Source organism: Labrenzia sp. 5N (genome assembly GCF_012395805.1).
Lineage (GTDB): Bacteria > Pseudomonadota > Alphaproteobacteria > Rhizobiales > Stappiaceae > Roseibium > Roseibium algicola.
Genome location: NZ_JAAZTM010000004.1, coordinates 98,781 through 116,733 on the forward strand (window position 1 = coordinate 98,781; position 17,953 = coordinate 116,733).

General features: G+C 60.5%; 17 protein-coding genes. 12 read left to right on the top strand and 5 right to left on the bottom strand.

Going from position 1 to position 17,953, the window contains the following annotated elements:
• Nucleotides 1-26: 26 nt before the first annotated feature.
• Nucleotides 27-962 (bottom strand): LysR substrate-binding domain-containing protein, encoded by a 936-nt coding sequence (locus HEP89_RS03525; protein ID WP_055657664.1) that lies wholly within the window; start codon nt 960-962, stop codon nt 27-29.
• Nucleotides 963-1,099: 137 nt separating this feature from the next.
• On the opposite strand from HEP89_RS03525, the gene HEP89_RS03530 reads away from it, so the two are divergent.
• The 9 genes from HEP89_RS03530 (at nt 1,100) to HEP89_RS03570 (ending at nt 9,991) form a co-directional block, all read left to right on the top strand.
• Complete coding sequence (locus HEP89_RS03530) at nt 1,100-1,576, top strand: TRAP transporter small permease subunit (RefSeq protein WP_055659371.1); 477 nt, start codon at nt 1,100-1,102, stop codon at nt 1,574-1,576.
• Nucleotides 1,573-2,871, top strand: coding sequence for a TRAP transporter large permease (locus tag HEP89_RS03535; protein ID WP_023002131.1), 1,299 nt, complete (start codon nt 1,573-1,575; stop codon nt 2,869-2,871). Before HEP89_RS03530 ends, HEP89_RS03535 begins: the two co-directional genes overlap by 4 nt.
• Before the next feature lie 48 nt (nt 2,872-2,919).
• A complete protein-coding gene (gene dctP / locus HEP89_RS03540) occupies nt 2,920-3,933 on the top strand; it encodes a TRAP transporter substrate-binding protein DctP (protein WP_209014434.1) in 1,014 nt (337 codons plus the stop codon).
• 90 nt (nt 3,934-4,023) lie between these two features.
• The gene (locus HEP89_RS03545) at nt 4,024-5,124 is read left to right on the top strand and encodes an FAD-dependent oxidoreductase (RefSeq protein WP_168691341.1); all 1,101 of its coding nucleotides are present in this window, start codon (nt 4,024-4,026) and stop codon (nt 5,122-5,124) included.
• A 1-nt stretch (nt 5,125) separates the two neighbouring features.
• A complete protein-coding gene (locus HEP89_RS03550) occupies nt 5,126-5,404 on the top strand; it encodes a (2Fe-2S)-binding protein (protein WP_286201027.1) in 279 nt (92 codons plus the stop codon).
• Complete coding sequence (locus HEP89_RS03555; protein WP_197923134.1) at nt 5,397-6,800, top strand: NAD(P)/FAD-dependent oxidoreductase; 1,404 nt, start codon at nt 5,397-5,399, stop codon at nt 6,798-6,800. Before HEP89_RS03550 ends, HEP89_RS03555 begins: the two co-directional genes overlap by 8 nt.
• Nucleotides 6,797-7,138: a RidA family protein gene (locus tag HEP89_RS03560; protein WP_055657656.1), complete on the top strand. Its 342-nt coding sequence runs from the start codon at nt 6,797-6,799 to the stop codon at nt 7,136-7,138. The genes HEP89_RS03555 and HEP89_RS03560 overlap by 4 nt, the downstream gene beginning before the upstream one ends.
• Before the next feature lie 601 nt (nt 7,139-7,739).
• Nucleotides 7,740-8,510, top strand: a complete 771-nt coding sequence (locus HEP89_RS03565) for a Stf0 family sulfotransferase (protein WP_168691344.1) — start codon at nt 7,740-7,742, stop codon at nt 8,508-8,510.
• A 140-nt stretch (nt 8,511-8,650) separates the two neighbouring features.
• Nucleotides 8,651-9,991 carry a mechanosensitive ion channel domain-containing protein gene (locus HEP89_RS03570; RefSeq protein WP_077290782.1) on the top strand — a complete coding sequence of 447 codons (1,341 nt, stop codon included), beginning with the start codon at nt 8,651-8,653 and terminating at the stop codon, nt 9,989-9,991.
• A 217-nt stretch (nt 9,992-10,208) separates the two neighbouring features.
• Here HEP89_RS03570 and uraH read toward each other — a convergent pair whose 3' ends face one another.
• The gene (gene uraH / locus HEP89_RS03575) at nt 10,209-10,562 is read right to left on the bottom strand and encodes a hydroxyisourate hydrolase (RefSeq protein ID WP_077290783.1); all 354 of its coding nucleotides are present in this window, start codon (nt 10,560-10,562) and stop codon (nt 10,209-10,211) included.
• 226 nt (nt 10,563-10,788) lie between these two features.
• On the opposite strand from uraH, the gene puuE reads away from it, so the two are divergent.
• From puuE to HEP89_RS03590, 3 genes are all read left to right on the top strand, one after another.
• On the top strand, nt 10,789-12,183 hold the full coding sequence (gene puuE, locus HEP89_RS03580; RefSeq protein ID WP_209014476.1) for an allantoinase PuuE: 1,395 nt from the start codon (nt 10,789-10,791) through the stop codon (nt 12,181-12,183).
• Nucleotides 12,180-12,677, top strand: a complete 498-nt coding sequence (locus HEP89_RS03585) for an ureidoglycolate lyase (RefSeq protein WP_077290785.1) — start codon at nt 12,180-12,182, stop codon at nt 12,675-12,677. The genes puuE and HEP89_RS03585 overlap by 4 nt, the downstream gene beginning before the upstream one ends.
• Before the next feature lie 72 nt (nt 12,678-12,749).
• Nucleotides 12,750-14,186 carry a nucleobase:cation symporter-2 family protein gene (locus HEP89_RS03590; protein WP_023002143.1) on the top strand — a complete coding sequence of 479 codons (1,437 nt, stop codon included), beginning with the start codon at nt 12,750-12,752 and terminating at the stop codon, nt 14,184-14,186.
• A gap of 305 nt (nt 14,187-14,491) precedes the next feature.
• Here the strand turns inward: HEP89_RS03590 and HEP89_RS03595 are convergent, their stop codons facing one another.
• The 3 genes from HEP89_RS03595 to bhcC form a co-directional block, all read right to left on the bottom strand.
• Nucleotides 14,492-15,475: a glyceraldehyde 3-phosphate dehydrogenase NAD-binding domain-containing protein gene (locus HEP89_RS03595; RefSeq protein ID WP_168691346.1), complete on the bottom strand. Its 984-nt coding sequence runs from the start codon at nt 15,473-15,475 to the stop codon at nt 14,492-14,494.
• A 14-nt stretch (nt 15,476-15,489) separates the two neighbouring features.
• The gene (gene bhcD / locus HEP89_RS03600) at nt 15,490-16,455 is read right to left on the bottom strand and encodes an iminosuccinate reductase BhcD (protein WP_168691347.1); all 966 of its coding nucleotides are present in this window, start codon (nt 16,453-16,455) and stop codon (nt 15,490-15,492) included.
• Nucleotides 16,456-16,779: 324 nt separating this feature from the next.
• Complete coding sequence (gene bhcC / locus HEP89_RS03605; RefSeq protein ID WP_168691348.1) at nt 16,780-17,943, bottom strand: 3-hydroxy-D-aspartate aldolase BhcC; 1,164 nt, start codon at nt 17,941-17,943, stop codon at nt 16,780-16,782.
• Between the last annotated feature and the right edge of the window lie 10 nt (nt 17,944-17,953).

Here is a 17,953-nt window from a genome sequence, read left to right on the forward strand (position 1 = left end):
AGCCGTCGCACCTCTTCACCAAGACCTCAAGGAAGATCGCGGAGACCGGCGGCTCTCTCCACGAGTGCCTTGATCTCGGCACGCAAAACTTCAGCAAAGCTTTCCACCAGAAGGGAAAGCGGCCGGTTGGCCGGGGTAAGCAGCGACATGTTGAGAAAGCACTCCGGCTTGAAAGGCCGGAAGACCAGGCTGTTCTGGTCGCCGAAACTTTCCTGGTGGCTGATCGCCGACAGTCCCTCGCAGATCGTGTAGCACAGACCTTCGGAAACCAGCTGCAGTGCGGGCAGGAACGTCCTGAGCTCGAAACGCTTGTTGAGCCTAGCTCCGGCTTCATTAAAGGCCTTGCGGGTCTGTTCGCTGATCGAGTGATCGTCAAACAGCATTGCCATCGGCTTGCCATCAAGATCAGCGGGTGTGATGACTTTCTTGCGGGCAAGCGGATCGTCCTTAGGCACGGCGCAGACCCCCGGCAAGGCAAAGACCTCCGAAATTATGGTTCGCCGCGGCTCCGGTGTTTCGGCAAAGCCGATATCGTATTGCTGGGAGGCGATCCAGTCGGTGACGACGGGAGATGAGCGCATCATCAGCGAGGCTTCGATGTCGGGCTTGTCCCGCAGGAAGTTGGCCAGAACCCGGGGCATGAAGAAACTGGAGGCAGCCGGATTGCAGGCAATACGCAGCTTGCCCTTTTCCAGGTTGCCGATGTCCTGCAGCGTGCGGGTGGAACGTGTCAGCCGTTCCAGCAGAAACTCAGCTTCCTCCAGAAAATAGTGCGCTTCGGGCTTGGGCACGAGGCGGCCGCGTTCTCGCTCGAACAGCTGGAAGCCGACCTCCCGTTCCAACCCTGCGATCATGGCGCTGACGGCAGGCTGGGTTCGCCCCAGCGCACGCCCTGCTTCGGAGACGGATCCGGTGCGCATCACCTGCACGAAAGTCTGCAATTGGCGGAAGGAGAGGTTCATAACCAAACTATAAAGTCACTCTATGAAAGTAGCAATATTTCGAATTTGCCTTTATGGATTAGCCAACTCCATACTCCCCTTCCAGACAGAGGGTGTTCGAGCGCCAAAAAAAGGGCGCCAACAATACGGGGGTGGTTTTGGAACGGTTCACGCAGTGCCTTTTGACGGCTCTGATCCTGATCGTTGCGCTTGGCCAGTTTGTTCAGGTCGTCACGCGCTACGTGCTTCAGGTCCCGGTGATGGGGCTGGAAGAAACGATCATGTATCCGACGCTGTGGCTCTATATTTTCGGCGCGGTCAACGCCTCGCGGGAAAACAGCCACATCCGCGCCAACGTCCTTGAAATCTTTCTCAAGACAGAGCGCCAGCACACCATTCTGGCCATCGTCGGCGAGTTGATCAGCCTCGTTGTCGGCATCTGGCTGCTGACCTGGGCGTGGGACTACACACGCTATGCCTGGCGGGTCTGGCGCGAGAGCCCGACCCTTTACATCCCGACCTTCTATGCAGATGTCGCGCTGGTCGTCGGGCTGGTGCTGATGATGGCCTACACCGTCACCTATCTTTTGATGCATGTCCGCAGCCTGCGGACGGCGGAAGGAGGCGCACGATGATCGAGATCGCGCTTCTGGCCATTCTTGTTCTGGTTATCACGCTGACCCTGGGCGTCCCGCTACCCTGGTGCTTTGGCGCCGCACTGATGGTCATGTATTTCATCGGCGACGTTACCATGAAAGGCATGGTGCTCTGGGGCTTCCAGCAGCTCGGCAACCCCGCGCTGCTTGCCATTCCTCTGTTCGTTCTAGCCGGCACCATCATGTCGGAAAGCGGAATAGCAGCGGCCTTGCTGCGGTTCGTCAATTCCTTCGTCGGTCATGTCCGTGGCGGTCTGGGCGTCGTTGCGGCGGTCAGCTGCGCCATAATCGGTGCGATTTCCGGTTCGGGCCTCACCGGTATTTCCGCCATCGGGCCTCTGCTCATTCCCGAAATGGAAAAGCGCGGTTATCCGCGGGAATACGCCACCGCGCTGATCGCAAACTCGTCGATCCTCGGCCTTTTGATCCCGCCGTCTCTCTCCATGATCCTGTTCGGCTGGGTAACGGACACGTCGATTGCAGCCTGTTTCCTGGCAACGCTCGGCCCGGGCCTCCTGATCATGTTCAACTTCTCGGCCGTGAACCTCTGGATGGCGCGCAAGTTCAATCTGGTTCTGGACGAAAAGCCGACTGCGCGAGAGTTCACCGCCGATATCACGAAACGCGGCATCTACGCCTTTCCGGCCCTCCTGATGCCGGTGATGATCCTTGGCGGCATCTACGGCGGCATCATGACACCGACCGAATCCGCCGCCCTTGCCGTCATCTACGCAATCCCGGTCGGCTTCCTGATCTACAAGGGCCTGCGTCTCGACAACTTCCTCTTTGCCGGCAAGGAAGCGGCAACGGCTGTCGGCGCGATCATGCTGATGATCCTGTTTTCCATGATCCTGGGGCAGATGTTCGTCTATGAGGGCGTACCGCAGAAACTGGTCAGCGTCATCTTCGGCATCACCGAGAACAAGATCGTTCTGCTGATCCTGATCAACATCCTGCTGTTCCTGATCGGCATGGTCGTCAACGATGCCACCGCCATCATTCTGGTGGCGCCGCTTCTGCTGCCGCTGATGCAGGCGCTCGATATCAGCCCGGTCCAGTTCGCCGCGATCATGGGCGTCAACACCGCCATGGGTGGGGTCACCCCGCCCTATGCGTCGATCCTCTATCTCGGCGCACGCATCGGCAAGGTGAAGGTCACCAAGGTCATTCCGCCGGCGATGTTCCTGGTGCTGACAGGATATGTGCCGGTGGTCTTCCTGACCTCCTTCTGGCCAGACCTTTCACTCTACCTGCCGCGTCTCTTTGGCTACTGAGCCGGCTCACAAACACAGAATCGAACCGACTTTCTTGGGAGGACAAACATGAAAACCACGGGGAACACCAACATGAAGAAGTTTCTGACCGCGACTGCCGTCGCAACACTGATCGGGCTTTCCGGCGCTGCCCAGGCGGCCGATTTCAAGATGAGCCATGTCCGCCCGCAAGGCGCCACCATAGACGTTGAACTGAAGGCCTATGCCGAAGCCGTGAAGGAAGCCACCGGCGGCGACGTCAACATCGAGATCTACGCCGCTTCGGCCTTGGGCGACTACACTACCGTCCAGGAACGTGTGTCCGTCGGCGCCATCGAAATGGCAACCCAGCCGGCGGCAACCGGCACGGACCGGCGCATGCAGATCGCGTCCGTGCCGTTCCTTGCCTCCAACTGGGAAGACGCCCGCAAGATCTATGGGCCCGGCGGTGTGCTGCACGAAACCATGGCTGAACTGTTCTCAAAGCAGGACATCACCATGCTCGCGGCCTACCCGGTCTATTTCGGCGGTATTTCGCTTAACCGCGACGCTGTCACGCCGGGCACCACCGAGCCGAAGGGCATCAAGGTTCGTGTCCCAGGCATCAAGAGCTTCCAGCTCACCGGTGAGGCGCTCGGCTATATTCCGGCACCGATCCCTTTCTCCGAAGCCTTCACGGCCATTCAGGTCGGCGTGGTCGACGGTGTCATCGGCTCCGGCGCGGAAGGCTACTACGCGTCGTTCCGGGACGTGACCAAGTCCTACATTCCAGCGAACACCCATTTCGAGGTCTGGTTCATGATCATCTCCAACGAGGCGCTTTCCGGTCTCGATGAAGACGATCAGGCGGCCATGAAGAAGGCTGCTGAAGACTTCGAGGCGGCACGCTGGGTTGTTGCCGAGGAAGACCAGGGCAAATGGGAACAGCGTCTTGCTGACGAACTCGACGCGAATGTGGTTGAACTCACCGACGAACAGCTTGCAGGCATGGCCGCCAAGGTTCGCGAAACGGTCTGGCCGGAGCTTCTCAACGATGTCGGTCAGGAGTGGGGCCAGTCGATCCTAGACAAGGCCCTGAACTGAGGGGCCCCTCACTGAGGTGTGCTGAACTGACAGCCGTGAACCGCCGGGCGGCAACCGCCGCCCGGACATTGATCTTATTCGGGAAACATCATGGAATCGGACTACGCCATCATTGGTGGAGGCGTCGTGGGGCTTTCCGTTGCCTGGGGTCTGCTCCAGCGCGGCAGGTCGGTCACCGTTCTTGACGGTGACGACGGCAGTTTCCGCGCCAGCCGGGGCAACTTTGGCCTCGTCTGGGTGCAATCCAAGGGCATGAAACAGCCTGCCTATGCCCGCTGGTCTCAGCGCTCCGCCGCCGCGTGGGCAAATTTCGCAGCCAGCTTGCGCGAAGCCACCGGCTTTGACGCTGCGCTGGAGCAGAAGGGCGGCTACGATCTCCATTTCTCGGACGAGACACTAGCCGAGACAGTTGCCCAGTATGAAATTCTGAAGGCAAAGCTTGGCGGTGATTATCCTTATGAAATCCTGGGCCACAACGAACTGCGCCGGGAAGAGCCGGAAGTCGGCCCGAAGGTTGCCGGGGCCATTCTTCATCATCAGGACGGCCACGCCAATCCGTTGAAGTTGCTGCGAGGCCTTGCTGCCGGTGTACGCGGCAACGGCGGAACCGTGCTGAACGGCAAGACGGTCGACACGGTCACGCGTGACAGCTCTTTCAGGATCAACTGCAGCGATGGCACCGTGGTCGAAGCGAACAAGCTGGTGCTGGCTGCCGGTCTCGGTTCGGCTGCACTCGGCCCGAAACTCGGCTTCAAGGCGCCTATCCGGCCGCAGCGCGGCCAGGTTCTGATTACGGAAAAACTGCCCAGAATCCTCAACCGGCCATCCCTGATTGCACGCCAGGTCGATGAAGGTGGCATACAGATCGGCGCGACCAACGAAGAAGTCGGCTTCAACGACAAGGTCACCGCCAAGGGGCTTGCCGGTCTCGCGGCCGAAGCGATCGCCGCCTATCCCATTCTGGCCAAGGCTCAACTGGTGCGCAGCTGGGGTGCCTTGCGCGTTCTCTCGCCTGACGGCCTGCCGATTTATCAGGAAAGCCCGGAGATGCCGGGCGCGTTCCTCGTGACCTGTCATAGCGGCATCACGCTTGCCGCCGCCCATGCCTCTTTCCTGCCCGACTGGCTGGAAAAGACAAACACGGCGCCAGACCTGGAGGTGTTCAGTGAAGACCGCTTCGCCCTTTCGTGAGCTGGAACAAGGTGCCGGGCGGGTCCGCGTTCGCTTCGCCGGCAAGGACCTGATGCTGCGCGACGGCGGCAATCTGGCAGCCGAACTTCTGGCTGCCGGTGTCCGTTCCTTCCGGCAGACGCCCGTTTCAGGCGCAGAGCGTGGGCCGTTCTGCATGATGGGCGCCTGTTTCGACTGCCTGGTTGAAATAGACGGCGTTACCCGGCAGGCCTGCATGTGCACGGTCAGTGCCGGCATGGATATTGGCATGCCGGGCACCGGAGGAGATGGCGATGCTTGAAGCTGACCTCCTTGTCCTCGGCGCCGGTCCGGCGGGAATGGCGGCTGCCAGAACGGCGGCGGATGCCGGGCTTTCCGTTCTGCTTCTGGACGAGCAGGCCCGGCCCGGCGGACAGATCTATCGCAGCGTCGGAAACGTGCCGGAAGGCCGCGCGCAGATCCTTGGCAGCGATTACACCAAGGGTAACGCTCTCATCGAGGAGCTGAATCATCCGATGATCCGGCATCTGAGCGGCGCAACCGCGTGGCAAATCGAAAAAGGGCCATGTGTCTCCTTCACACGAGACGGTGCTGCCTCCGCCGCGAAATCCAGACGCCTGCTGATAGCCACCGGTGCGCTGGAGCGACCGATGCCAGTCCCGGGCTGGACCCTGCCGGGCGTGATGACCGCGGGTGCGGCGCAGATCCTGTTGAAGCAATCCGGCCTCATGTGCGAAAGGGCGGTTCTGGCCGGAAGCGGTCCCCTGCTTTATCTGGTTGCCGCCCAGATGTGCCGGGCAGGCACACCGCCCGTGGCTCTGGTGGAAACACAGACATTCGCCGACAGGCAGGCAGCGCTTCGGCATTTGTCCGGTGCGTTGCGCGGCTGGCGGCTGCTTGCCAAGGGGTTGGGTCTGCTTGCCGAAATCCGCAAGGCGGGCGTTCCCCGCTACACCGGCGCATCGGCAATTGCCATTGAAGGCAAGGCGCAGGCCGAAACGATAAGCTTCACGTCGGGAGGCAAACGGCACAGGCTGGAGTGTGCAACGGTGCTGCTGCATCATGGTGTGGTACCCAACCCCCAGGCGGCACGTTCCATCGATGTGCCGCATCACTGGAACGAAGATCAGCACTGCTTCGTGCCGGAAAAGGACGGCTGGGGCCGTACGCAGCTTCCGGACGTCTTCATTGCCGGTGATGGCGCGGGTATTGGCGGTGCAACAGCTGCGCAGCTTCAGGGCAGGCTGGCCGCTCTGGAAATCTCGTGCGATCTCGGCAAAACCACGCCGGCAGATCGTGACCGGGACGCCACCCCACTGAATCGGCAACTGGAAACCGAAATGGCCGCCCGGCCATTCATAGACAGGGCCTATCCGCCGTTCCGCGAAGCCTTGCTGCCTGCCGACGACACCATCGTCTGCCGTTGTGAGGAAGTCACAGCAGGCGATATTCGCCGCTATGCCGGTCTGGGCTGCCTTGGACCCAACCAGGCCAAAGCTTTCGGACGGCCCGGCATGGGCCCGTGCCAGGGCCGCTATTGTGGCCTGACGGTCACGAACCTTCTTGCGGACGAAAGTGGACGTTCACAGGACGACACCGGCTATTACCGCATCCGGCCACCACTGAAACCGGTCACACTCGGTGAACTGGCGGCCATGACAGACCTAGAAACCGACGAACAGGAACCCGTCACATGATAGAACGCATCGAAACCGGCCCCCGCATGAGCAAAATCGTCAAGCACAACGGTGTTGCCTATTTGTGCGGACAGGTGGGCGATGGCACGAGCGTCGCCGACCAGACACGGGATTGCCTGTCGCGCATCGACACTTTGCTGGAAAAGGCAGGGTCCTCACGCAAGAATATTCTGCAAGCCATCGTCTGGCTGTCGGACATGAGCGACTTCGCCGACATGAACTCCGTCTGGGACGCCTGGGTGCCCGAAGGACATGCCCCTGCACGGGCCTGCGGCGAATCCAAACTTGCCCGGACGGAGTTGAAGGTCGAGATCATTATCACCGCCGCCTGCGACTGATGGCGGTCTGACAGTCGTCGCATGGCATAACTTGAGTGCTTGCCAGCAAGACCTCAGACGCAAATGTACGCCGGTGCTCATCCCTTTGAAGCCCCCCCGGGCGAGCAACGCGAGACCCGAGGTCTGCTCATTTCCAGAACTCAGGCGTGGTTCTCAATGCGCCCGCTTCAGCGAGCTGCCTCTGCGAGTAGGCCCCGGATCTGCGCTGCGCTTGTCCGGGGTGACAGCCTTGGGGGGCGGGGCTTGAACGAAAACGGCACTGCCGGCTATGGCAAACGAAACGTCTGCGCGGTTGGCAAGGTATCCCAAAACCTGTCCGGCAACAGAGACGATCTTCCAGCCCCCAGCCCCCTCATCCTGAGGAAGCGCGTAGCGCTGTCTCGAAGGATGGGCCGCTTGCTCCGGATTTGCCGCCAATAGTTCGAGGCATCGGCCAACCTCGGAATGAGCGATCCTCTCTGGCAAATTCACGGACAGGGTGTTGCTCGCCAGACACCCCTTGATCAAAATCCGTCGCAAGTTCAAGCCAATGTCCGGTGCAGTCCCCGCGCATTGCTTCAGGTGTCTTGCACCTGTCACCGATCCTTGAAATGAACACCCCATGATCGGCTACTCGTCCTACATCCTGTGCACCTCCCCCCGTAGCGGCAGCACGCTGCTCTGCAAGCTTCTGGTGGCGACGGGTGTTTCCGGGCATCCGGGCTCCTATTTTCACGAGCCGTCCCAGGAGGATTGGCTTGAGGACCTGAATGTCGATGTTGTGCCGGGGGAAAACGAGCAGGCAACGCTGCGCCGCATCTTTGCGGCAGCAATCGAAAAAGGCACGCGGGGCAAAGGTCTTTTTGGCCTGCGACTGCAGCGGCACAGCTTCGATTTCTTCATGAAACAACTTGCCATCCTGCAACCGGCTCATGAAAGCGATCTAACGCGTCTTGAAGCCGCCTTCGGCAAGACGCTGTTCATTCACCTGACCCGTGCTGACAAGGTCGACCAGGCGGTTTCCTTCGTTCGTGCCGAGCAATCCGGCCTCTGGCACAGGGCTCCGGACGGCACCGAGCTCGAGCGATTGTCGGAACCGCGCGAATTGCAATATGACGCCGCTGAAATCCGCGCCTGTCACGATCGCTTCACCCGGTTTGACCGCGACTGGCAAGCCTGGTTCGAAATCCAGGGCATTTCCCCACTGCGGATTACCTATGACGCGCTTTCGGCAGATCCGCAGGGCACGCTGAGACTGGTTCTTCAGCGGCTCGGCCTGGAAGCGTCAGCAGCGGAGGGTGTCGTGCCCGGCGTTGCCAAACTGGCAGATGCCACCAATGCCGACTGGGTGTCCCGTTTCCGCGCTGAGCTGGAGATCGACAGCGCCAGCTAAAGCCGCCTGTGTGAACCACCTGCGCGGCCGCGCCGTATCCTTCTCGAACAAGCAGGCGTTTTGCAGCCGCCTTGGCCGCGGGCCAGGAATGCTGTTAAGCTGTTGATGCTTCGACGGGAAACAGACGGACGGGTGGTTTGATGAACCTCGAAAGTTTCGTTGCCGAACTTCAATCCTGGGCCACGCTGGCCCTCAGCTACCTGACTGCGCCCTGGTTTGCCTATCAGCTTGCCATCATCGTAGTTCTGTTCGGCCTGGCCAAGCTGCTGAGCCTTCGTGTCGAACCGAGGCTAGAAGCCCGTGCACGTGAAATCAGGGGCCATCCGGGCCTGCTTCGTGTGGTGGTGGCCCTGCTCCGGCGGATCGAGTGGATCTTCTTCAGCCTATTCCTGTTCATTGCCCTTACGGTGATGCGAAGCGTCACCTGGCCGAGCCGGAGCCATTTCATCGCGATTGCCCTGTCGCTGTCGCTCGCCTGGCTGTTTGTCTCGGTTCTGTCGAGGGTTATCCGCAACCGGCTGGTGGCAAGAACGCTCAGCTGGCTCGCCTGGATCTATGTTGCGCTGGTCATTTTAGGTTTCGACGATGAGGCCGGCACCTTCCTCGACAGTCTGGCGTTGCCACTCGGCGAGATGCGGTTGTCCTTGCTGCTGATCCTGAAGGCGGTTCTGCTACTGTTTGCAACCGTCTGGGTCGCGGTGGTCCTCGGGCGCTATTTCGATGAGCAGGTACAAAAGTCGGATGAGCTGACCCCGTCGATCCGCGTGTTGATCGGCAAGGTCGCCAAGTTCGGGCTGATCCTGGTGGCCGGAACGGTTGCGCTTTCCTCGGTCGGTATCGATCTCTCCGCCTTCACCGTCTTTACCGGGGCGGTCGGCCTCGGTCTCGGGTTCGGCCTGCAGAAGGTCATTTCCAACTTCATTTCCGGCATCATCATCCTGCTCGACAAGTCGATCAAACCGGGCGACACCATCTCGCTGGAAGGCACGTTCGGCTGGATCCGCGAGTTGCGCGCCCGCTTCGTTTCCGTGGTAACGCGGGACGGACGCGAATATCTGATCCCGAACGAGGACTTCATCACCCACCGTGTGATCAACTGGTCCTTCAGCGACGAACTTGTCCGCCTCGACGTCAATTTCGGCGTCTCCTACGACGCCGACCCGCATGAAGTTTCGAAGCTTGCCATCGAAGCGGCGATGACGGTCGGCCGGGTGGAAGGCTCCCGCCGTCCGGTCTGCTGGCTTACGGGCTTCGGCGACAGTTCGCTCGACTTCGTCCTGCGCTTCTGGATCCGGGATCCGCAGCAGGGACTTACCAACGTACGCGGCAAGGTGTTGCTGGCGCTTTGGGACACCTTCAAGGAAAATAAGGTCGGCATCCCTTATCCGCATCGGGAGATTATTTTGAAGAAGGAGACGGGCAATGGATTGCCTGCCGAGGCGTTCCATGAGGTCCGCGGAAAGCAGAAAGAAATCGATTAGCCGGTAGCGCTTCAACCTTGTCCGGACGGGTGTTCACCGATCGAAGCTGTCGATACCCCAGCTCAGCAAAAAACCTCATCCTGAGGAGGACCTTGGGTCCGTCTCGAAGGATGGGCCGCTTGTTTGGAGCAAGGGTCCCATCCTTCGAGACGCGAGCAGGCTCGCTCCTCAGGATGAGGCTGAAACTTTGGAAAGACACTCGAAACAGCGACTTTCCTCAACTCCCCCGGTAAGTCGAATAGCTGAACGGCGAGACCAGAAGCGGCACGTGGTAGTGGGCTTCTTCCGACATGCCGAACCGCAGCGGCACCGTGTCGAGGAATTTCGGGTCCGGCAAAGCGATCCCAGCGGCGTCGAAATAGGCGCCGACATGGAACACCAGCTCGTAGGTTCCGGTCTTGAATTCGTCTTTCGGCAGGATCGGGCTGTCGGTGCGGCCGTCGTCGTTGGTTTCCAGGCTGCGGACGTAGGTCCTGTTGTCACCATCAATTGCATAAAGATCGATCTTGATGCCTTTTCCAGGGCAACCCTGGGCGGTGTCGAGCACGTGAGTCGTCAGGTAACCGGCCATCTTGGCCTCCTCCAAATGTCAGTTTGCGCGCATGATGCTGTGGGCCTCAATCGAAGGGCACCCGTGGTTCACAGGAAGCACTTTCTAAAAAGACGAGAAAGTCATGTCCATTATTCTGTTTTATAAGAAGACAACATGCCAGCCCTTGAATGAGGCATAGTCTTTGCTTGGTTCAAAACACGTTGGTATCACGAGGAGGTCCGTCTTGAATCGCTATTCCCGGAACATGCGTGGCTATGGTCAGAACCCGCCGGATCCAAAGTGGCCAGGCGGGGCCAGAGTCGCTGTCCAGTTCGTGTTGAACTACGAGGAAGGCGGCGAGAATTGCGTGCTGCATGGCGATGCGGCGTCCGAGGCGTTCCTGTCCGATATTCCGGGTGCCGCCCAGTGGCAGGGCAAACGCCACTGGAACATGGAATCCATCTATGAATACGGCGCCCGCGCCGGTTTCTGGCGCCTGCACCGGCTGTTTACGCGGGCTGATATTCCGCTGACCATCTATGGTGTCGCTTCCGCTTTGGCCCGCAGCCCGGAACAGGTGCAGGCCATGAAGGACGCCGGTTGGGAAATCGCCAGCCATGGCCTGAAGTGGGTCGAACACAAGGATATGCCCGAAGCAGAGGAACGTGCGGCCATTGCCGAGGCGATCCGACTGCACACGGAAGTGGTCGGCAGTCGCCCGCTCGGCTGGTACACGGGCCGCTGCTCGGAAAATACCGTTCGCCTCGTCGCCGAGGAAGGCGGTTTTGCCTATATTTCAGACACCTATGATGATGATCTGCCCTATTGGCTGGATGCCGATGGCCGTGATCAGCTGATCATTCCCTATACGCTGGAAGCCAACGACATGCGCTTCGCGACGGCACCGGGATGGACGGATGGAGAGGATTTCTTCCTCTATCTGAAGAACGCCTTCGACATGCTCTATGAAGAAGGCACGACGGACACGCCGAAGATGATGTCCATCGGCCTGCATTGCCGCCTCGTCGGCCGTCCGGGCAAGATCATGGCGCTGAAGAAATTCATCGATCATATCCAGGCTCATGAAGGCGTCTGGTGTCCGCGCCGCATCCAGATTGCGGACCATTGGGCCAAGACGCACCCGCCGCAGAAGGGTCTTCGCCCCAGCCGCATGGAAAAAGCCGAGTTCGTCAAAACCTTCGGCGGCATCTTCGAGCACTCCCCCTGGATCGCCGAACGTGCCTTCGAGCTGGAACTCGGCCCGGCTCATGACTGTGCCGCCGGTGTTCACAACGCGCTTTGCCGGATGTTCCGCTCCGCAAGCGAGGAAGAGCGCCTCGGCGTTCTGACTGCCCACCCGGATCTTGCCGGAAAGCTGGCACAGGCAGGCCGCCTGACGGCGGAAAGCACCAACGAGCAGGCCAGCGCCGGTCTCGACATGCTGACCGACGAGGAACGCGAGACCTTTACCCGGCTGAACAATACCTACGTCGAAAAACACGGCTTCCCGTTCATCATCGCGGTGCGCGATCACGACAAGGCCTCGATCATGGCCGCCTTCCAGCGCCGGATCGACAACGACCGGGCGACCGAATTCGAAGAAGCCTGCCGCCAGGTGGAACGGATTGCCCAGTTCCGGCTCAAGGACCTGCTGCCGTGAGCCGTCTCATTGCCCCATCGATCCTGACCGCAGAGGCCTTCGCCCCCTATGGCGATGTTCTCGAGGTGGCGGGCGCGCCCGACAAAATCATAAATCAAGGCATGTGCGGCCGTCATCATGACCGGGCGAAGCTCGACTTCGGCGAAGGCCGGGCAGGCATCAGCCTGTTCGATGCCAAGGCCCGGTCGTTTCCCTATGTCGTCGACATGGTCGAGCGACACCCGGAAGGCAGTCAGGCCTTCATACCACTGGACGGTGTGCCGATGCTGGTTGTCGTCGCTGACGACGAGAATGGCCTGCCGGTCAACCTGAAGGCATTCATCAGCCAGCCCGGACAGGCGATCAACCTGTATCGCGGCACCTGGCACGGTGTTTTGGCCCCGCTCTGGCAAGCGGGCCGCTACGCGGTCGTGGACCGCATCGGGGACGGAACCAACCTGGAGGAACACTGGTTTCCCGACCCTTGGACAGTGGAGGCCGACAACAAGGAATAAGCCTCCCTTTCAGAACGATCCCTGCCCGCTCAACGAGGCGGAGACGTTCACACGACCTTCAGAGGAGCAGAAATGTCTAATTCATCGATCGGATCTCCGGAGCAGCTCCGGGATCCCAATTACACGCCACCGCTTTACAAGGCGATCCCGCTCGGCATCCAGCATGTCCTGGCCATGTTCGTCTCCAACGTCACACCTGCCATCATCGTGGCCGGTGCAGCCGGGTTCGGCTTCGGGTCCAATTCTCCCGACTTTCCCGAACTGCTTTATCTCATCCAGATGTCGATGGTCTTTGCCGGCGTCGCGACCCTGTTGCAGACGATCACCCTCGGCCCGGTCGGTGCGGCATTGCCGATCGTTCAAGGCACATCCTTTGCCTTCCTGCCGATCATGATCCCGCTTGTTGCCGGCAAGGGGGTCGACGGTCTCGCGGCTCTGTTCGGGGGCGTGATCATCGGCGGTTTCTTCCATGCGTGCCTTGGCCTCGTCATCGGCAAGATTCGCTTCGCCCTGCCTCCCCTGGTGACAGGACTTGTGGTGACGATGATCGGTCTCGCGCTGGTTCAGGTGGGCATCCAGTATGCCGCCGGCGGTGTCCCAGCCATCGGCACGCCGGAATACGGCTCGCTGCTCAACTGGGCGGCCGCTCTGGTGGTGATCGTGGTGACACTCGGGCTGAAGTTCTTCGGCAGGGGCATGATGTCGGTCTCCGCGGTTCTGCTCGGACTGATCGCCGGCTACATCTTCGCCCTTGCCACCGGCATGCTGACCTTTGAAGCCGTCTCCACGTCCTGGGACCGTGCGGCTGTCTTTGCCCTGCCGCAGCCGTTCAAATACGGCTTCGAATTCTCGTTCGCGGCCGTGCTCGGCTTCTGCCTGATGGCCTTCGTTTCCGCGGTGGAAACCGTGGGCGATGTATCCGGCATCACCAAGGGCGGCGCCGGACGGGAAGCGACCGACAAGGAAATCGCCGGTGCGACCTTTGCCGACGGTCTCGGCACGGCTGTCGCAGGTTTCTTCGGCGGTTTCCCGAACACCTCTTTCAGCCAGAACGTCGGCCTCATCGCCATGACCGGCGTCATGAGCCGCCATGTGGTGACCATCGGCGCGATCTTCCTGATCGTCTGCGGTCTGATCCCGAAGGTCGGCGCGGTCATCCGCACCGTTCCGATCGAGGTTCTCGGCGGGGGTGTCATCGTGATGTTCGGCATGGTTGTTGCCGCCGGTATCTCGATGCTGTCGGATGTGAACTGGAACCGGCGCAACATGGTGATTTTCGCCATTTCGCTTTCCATCGGTCTCGGCCTGCAGCTGGAACCGGGCGCCCTGCAGCACATGCCGGACACCGCACGTATCCTTCTGACCAGCGGCCTGCTGCCGGCTGCCCTGATCGCCATCGTCCTCAACCTGGTGCTGCCGGAAGAACTCTCCGACGAATCCACCGAAGAGGTCTCCGGCGGTCTCTCGGGCCACGGACGCGGCTCCCTGCCGAAGGAAGAAACCGCGTAAGGACAAGCCATACCTGTATGAGAAAGGGCCGCGTGAGCGGCCCTTTTTTTATGACTTCTTGCACGTCATCCCGGACGCAGCGCAGCGGAGATTCCAAGTTTGTCGATATGCAACGTAAAAGACCCCGGTCCTGTGGGGCCCCGATCCCGGCTCGCACTTCGTTTGGCCGGGATGACGATGGAGGGGGTCTGCAGGGAAGAATTTCAGGCGTTTCAGTAGTTGGAAATTTCCCCTTCCGTCATTCCGGACAAGGGAGACGCAGCCGGACGCAGATCCGGAATGACGATGGAGGAGAAATTGTGTCCCTACCGCCCCGCCATCAGCCGTGCCATGTCGATCATGCGTGCGGAAAAGCCCCATTCGTTGTCATACCAGCCGAAAATACGTACCTGGTAGTCATTGGCCTCGAGCGTTTCGGGCAGGTGTATGACGAGGGATTCCGGCCGCGCACGCATGTCCGTGGACACTACATGGTCCTGCACGAAGCCGATTACCGGATTGCCGGAAAAGATCTCGAGCAGCCTGGTGTTGAAGGGAGCCTTCACGGGCTGTGCGAGCGTCACGGTCAGGTCGACCGCGGAAACGCTGATCGCTGGCACCCGGACCGCAGCGCCGCTGATCTTGCCCTCAAGCTGCGGCAGAACCTTGCCGACAAGCTTGGTGGCGCTGGTGGTGGTCGGCACCATGGAGACGCCGCCGGCACGACTGCGCTCCAGCGGCCCCCTCGGGGCGTCCACCATCGGCTGACTGCCGGTGTAGCAATGGATGGTCGTCATATGCCCGCTCTTGATGCCGATGGCATCATCAAGACCGCGTAGCAGCGGAGCGAGGGCATTGGTGGTGCAGGAACCGTTGGAGACGATGCGGTGGTCGCCGAGCTGGTCTTCGTTGGCGCCAAGCACCAGGGTGATGTCGGCGGCCTGGGAGGGGCCTGAAATCAACACGTTGGTTGCGCCGGCTTTCAGGCCACGTTCCGCAATCTCACGCGTGTCGGCCTTGCCGGTGCATTCCAGCACCACGTCCACCTGGGAAAGATCAAGGAGAGACAAATCGGGTTCGGCGGAGAAGATGATCTCGCGTCCGTCTACCGTCAAGGTGCCCTCGCCCGCTGTTACTTCGCCCGGCCACGGGCCAAAGACGCTGTCATACTTGAAGAGATAGGCACAGGTCTCAAGCGGTGCGATATCGTTGATCCGCACCACCTCGATGCGTTCCGTTTCCGGAAGCTTCAGCACTTGACGCAAGAGGGTCCGGCCGATCCGGCCGAACCCGTTGATCACAATCCGCATTTTCCACGGTCCGTCTAGAAATCCACTTCGATCGCGACGCCCTTCTGGATCGCCAGATCGACCGCGGCGGATGCCACGGCAAGATCCTGAAGGCCGACGCCGGTACCGTCGAAGAGGGTGATATCGCTCTGCGACGTCCTGCCTGGATGATTACCATTAATGACCGCGCCGATCTCAATTATATTGTCCTCAGAGACAATTCCGCTGGCCACCGCATGCTGGCATTCACCGATCGTCGCTGACTGAGCGACTTCATCCGTGAAGAGCTTTGCCTTGGCAACAAGCGCAACATCGACTTCCTGTTTGCCCTTGGTATCGGTGCCCATGCACGCGATATGCGTGCCCGGCGAAACATGCTCTTCCATCAGGATCGGATCGAAGCTGGAAGTGATCGAGATGATCACGTCGGCTTCCGCACCCAGCCTGGCCAGATCGACGGATTCGTAAGGCAGACCGAGTTCGTTCGCCGTTTCCTCCAGACGCACCAGCATCTCCGGATGAAGGTTCCAGCCGAGGACCTTCTCGAAATCGCGCTGTTCGACCGCTGCCCGCATCTGGAAAGCCGACTGGTGGCCGGCTCCGATCATGCCAAGCACCTTCGCGTCCTTGCGTGCCAGATGCTTGATGGAAACCGCAGATGCTGCCGCTGTTCTGAGGGCGGTCAGCAGGTTGCCGCCGACGACGGCCTTCGCCTTGCCGGTATCGGCATCGAACAGGAACACGGTCGACTGGTGGTTGGTCAGGCCCTTTGCCATGTTGCCCGGCCAGTAACCGCCGGATTTCAGGCCGAGTGCCAGCGAGGACCGGTCGAAGCCGGACTTGAACCCGTATAGCGCATCGGCATGACCGATTGCCTCGCGAATAACCGGAAAATTATAGGCCGCCCCGCCCGCCATGGCGGCAAAGACGCTTTCGACAGCGTCAAAGGATTCCTGGCGGCCTATCAGGCCGGCGATTTCCTTTTCAGGAACGATGATCATGTGTGTCTCCAGCAAAACATCGTCTTCCCCCCAACCTCATCCTGAGGAGCCGCAACGCACCATCTCGAAGGATGGGTGGCTCGCTCGGAGTGTTTGGCCCATCCTTCGAGACGGGCTTGTCTGCCCTCCTCAGGATGAGGTGTTGGTGTTCGTTTGCGCACTTAATGCCAAACCCTCCATCGTCATCCCGGACGCAGCGTAGCGGAGATCCGGGATCGGTGAGCCGGGGCGTATCGGGTTAAACCCGAAGACCAGGTGGCTCTCCGGTCCCGGCTCGCGCTGCGCTTGGCCGGGATGACGAAGGGGAGGCCTTAAGTCGTAACTTCAGTAAGCCTTGCCGCGGGCCGAGACCGGCCAGACCGTCTCGACCTTGCCGCCCCGCACGCCGACATACCAGTCGTGGACGTTGGCGGTCGGGTCGCAGTGGCCGGGCACAAGCTTCAGCTTCTCGCCCACCTGCAGAACACCCCTCGGGTCGGCAATGACACCGTGCTCGTCCGAGCACTTGATGTATTCGACATCGTTGCGGCCGTAGATGAACGGCAGACCGCTGTCGACGGACTGGGCCTTGAGACCCGCATCACAGATCGCCTTGTCGGCTTTCGCGTGGCTCATCACCTGGGTCAGGATGAAGAAGGCGTTTTCCCATTCCCCCTGGTCGATGCGCTTGCCGTCCTTATCGAGAATGCGGCCGTAGTCTGCATCCATGAAGGCATAGGAACCGCATTGCAGCTCGTTGTAGACGCCAGAATTGGATTCAAAATAGTAGGAGCCCGTGCCGCCACCTGAAACGAGTTCCGGCTCCAGGCCTTCCTTCTTCAACGCCTCGACGGCGTCCTTGACCATCGCAATGGCAATGTCGAGCTTGTCCTTGCGGGCTTCATAGCTGTCAATGTGCTGCATGGCGCCCTGGTAGGCCTGGATGCCGCTGAACTTCAGGTTCCTTGCCGCGTCCACTGCCTTGGCAATTTCGACAACCGCCTCGCTCGTGGTAACGCCGCAGCGACCGGCACCGCAATCGATCTCGATGAAGACTTCCAGCGTGGTGCCGTGCTTGGCAGCGGCTTCAGACAGATCGGAAACATTGGCAAGATCATCGACACAGACGATGGTGCGGCAGCCAAATTTGGGCAGCCGGGCCAGACGATCGATCTTGGCCTTGTCGCGAACCTGGTTCGACACCAGGATGTCCTTGATACCGCCACGGGCAAAGACCTCGGCTTCCGAAACCTTCTGGCAGCAGACCCCGACAGCACCGCCGAGCCGTTCCTGCAGCTTTGCGACATCGACCGACTTGTGCATCTTGCCATGCACCCGGTGACGCATGCCGTGGGCCTTGGCGTAGTCGCCCATCTTCTTGATGTTGCGCTCCAGTGCATCGAGATCGAGCACCAGGCAAGGCGTCTGGATATCGGCCTCGTCCATGCCCGGAAGGGCGGGAATGTCGAAGCCGACTTCGAGCTTTTCAAATCCGGTTTGTGCGTTCATTTTTCTTCTC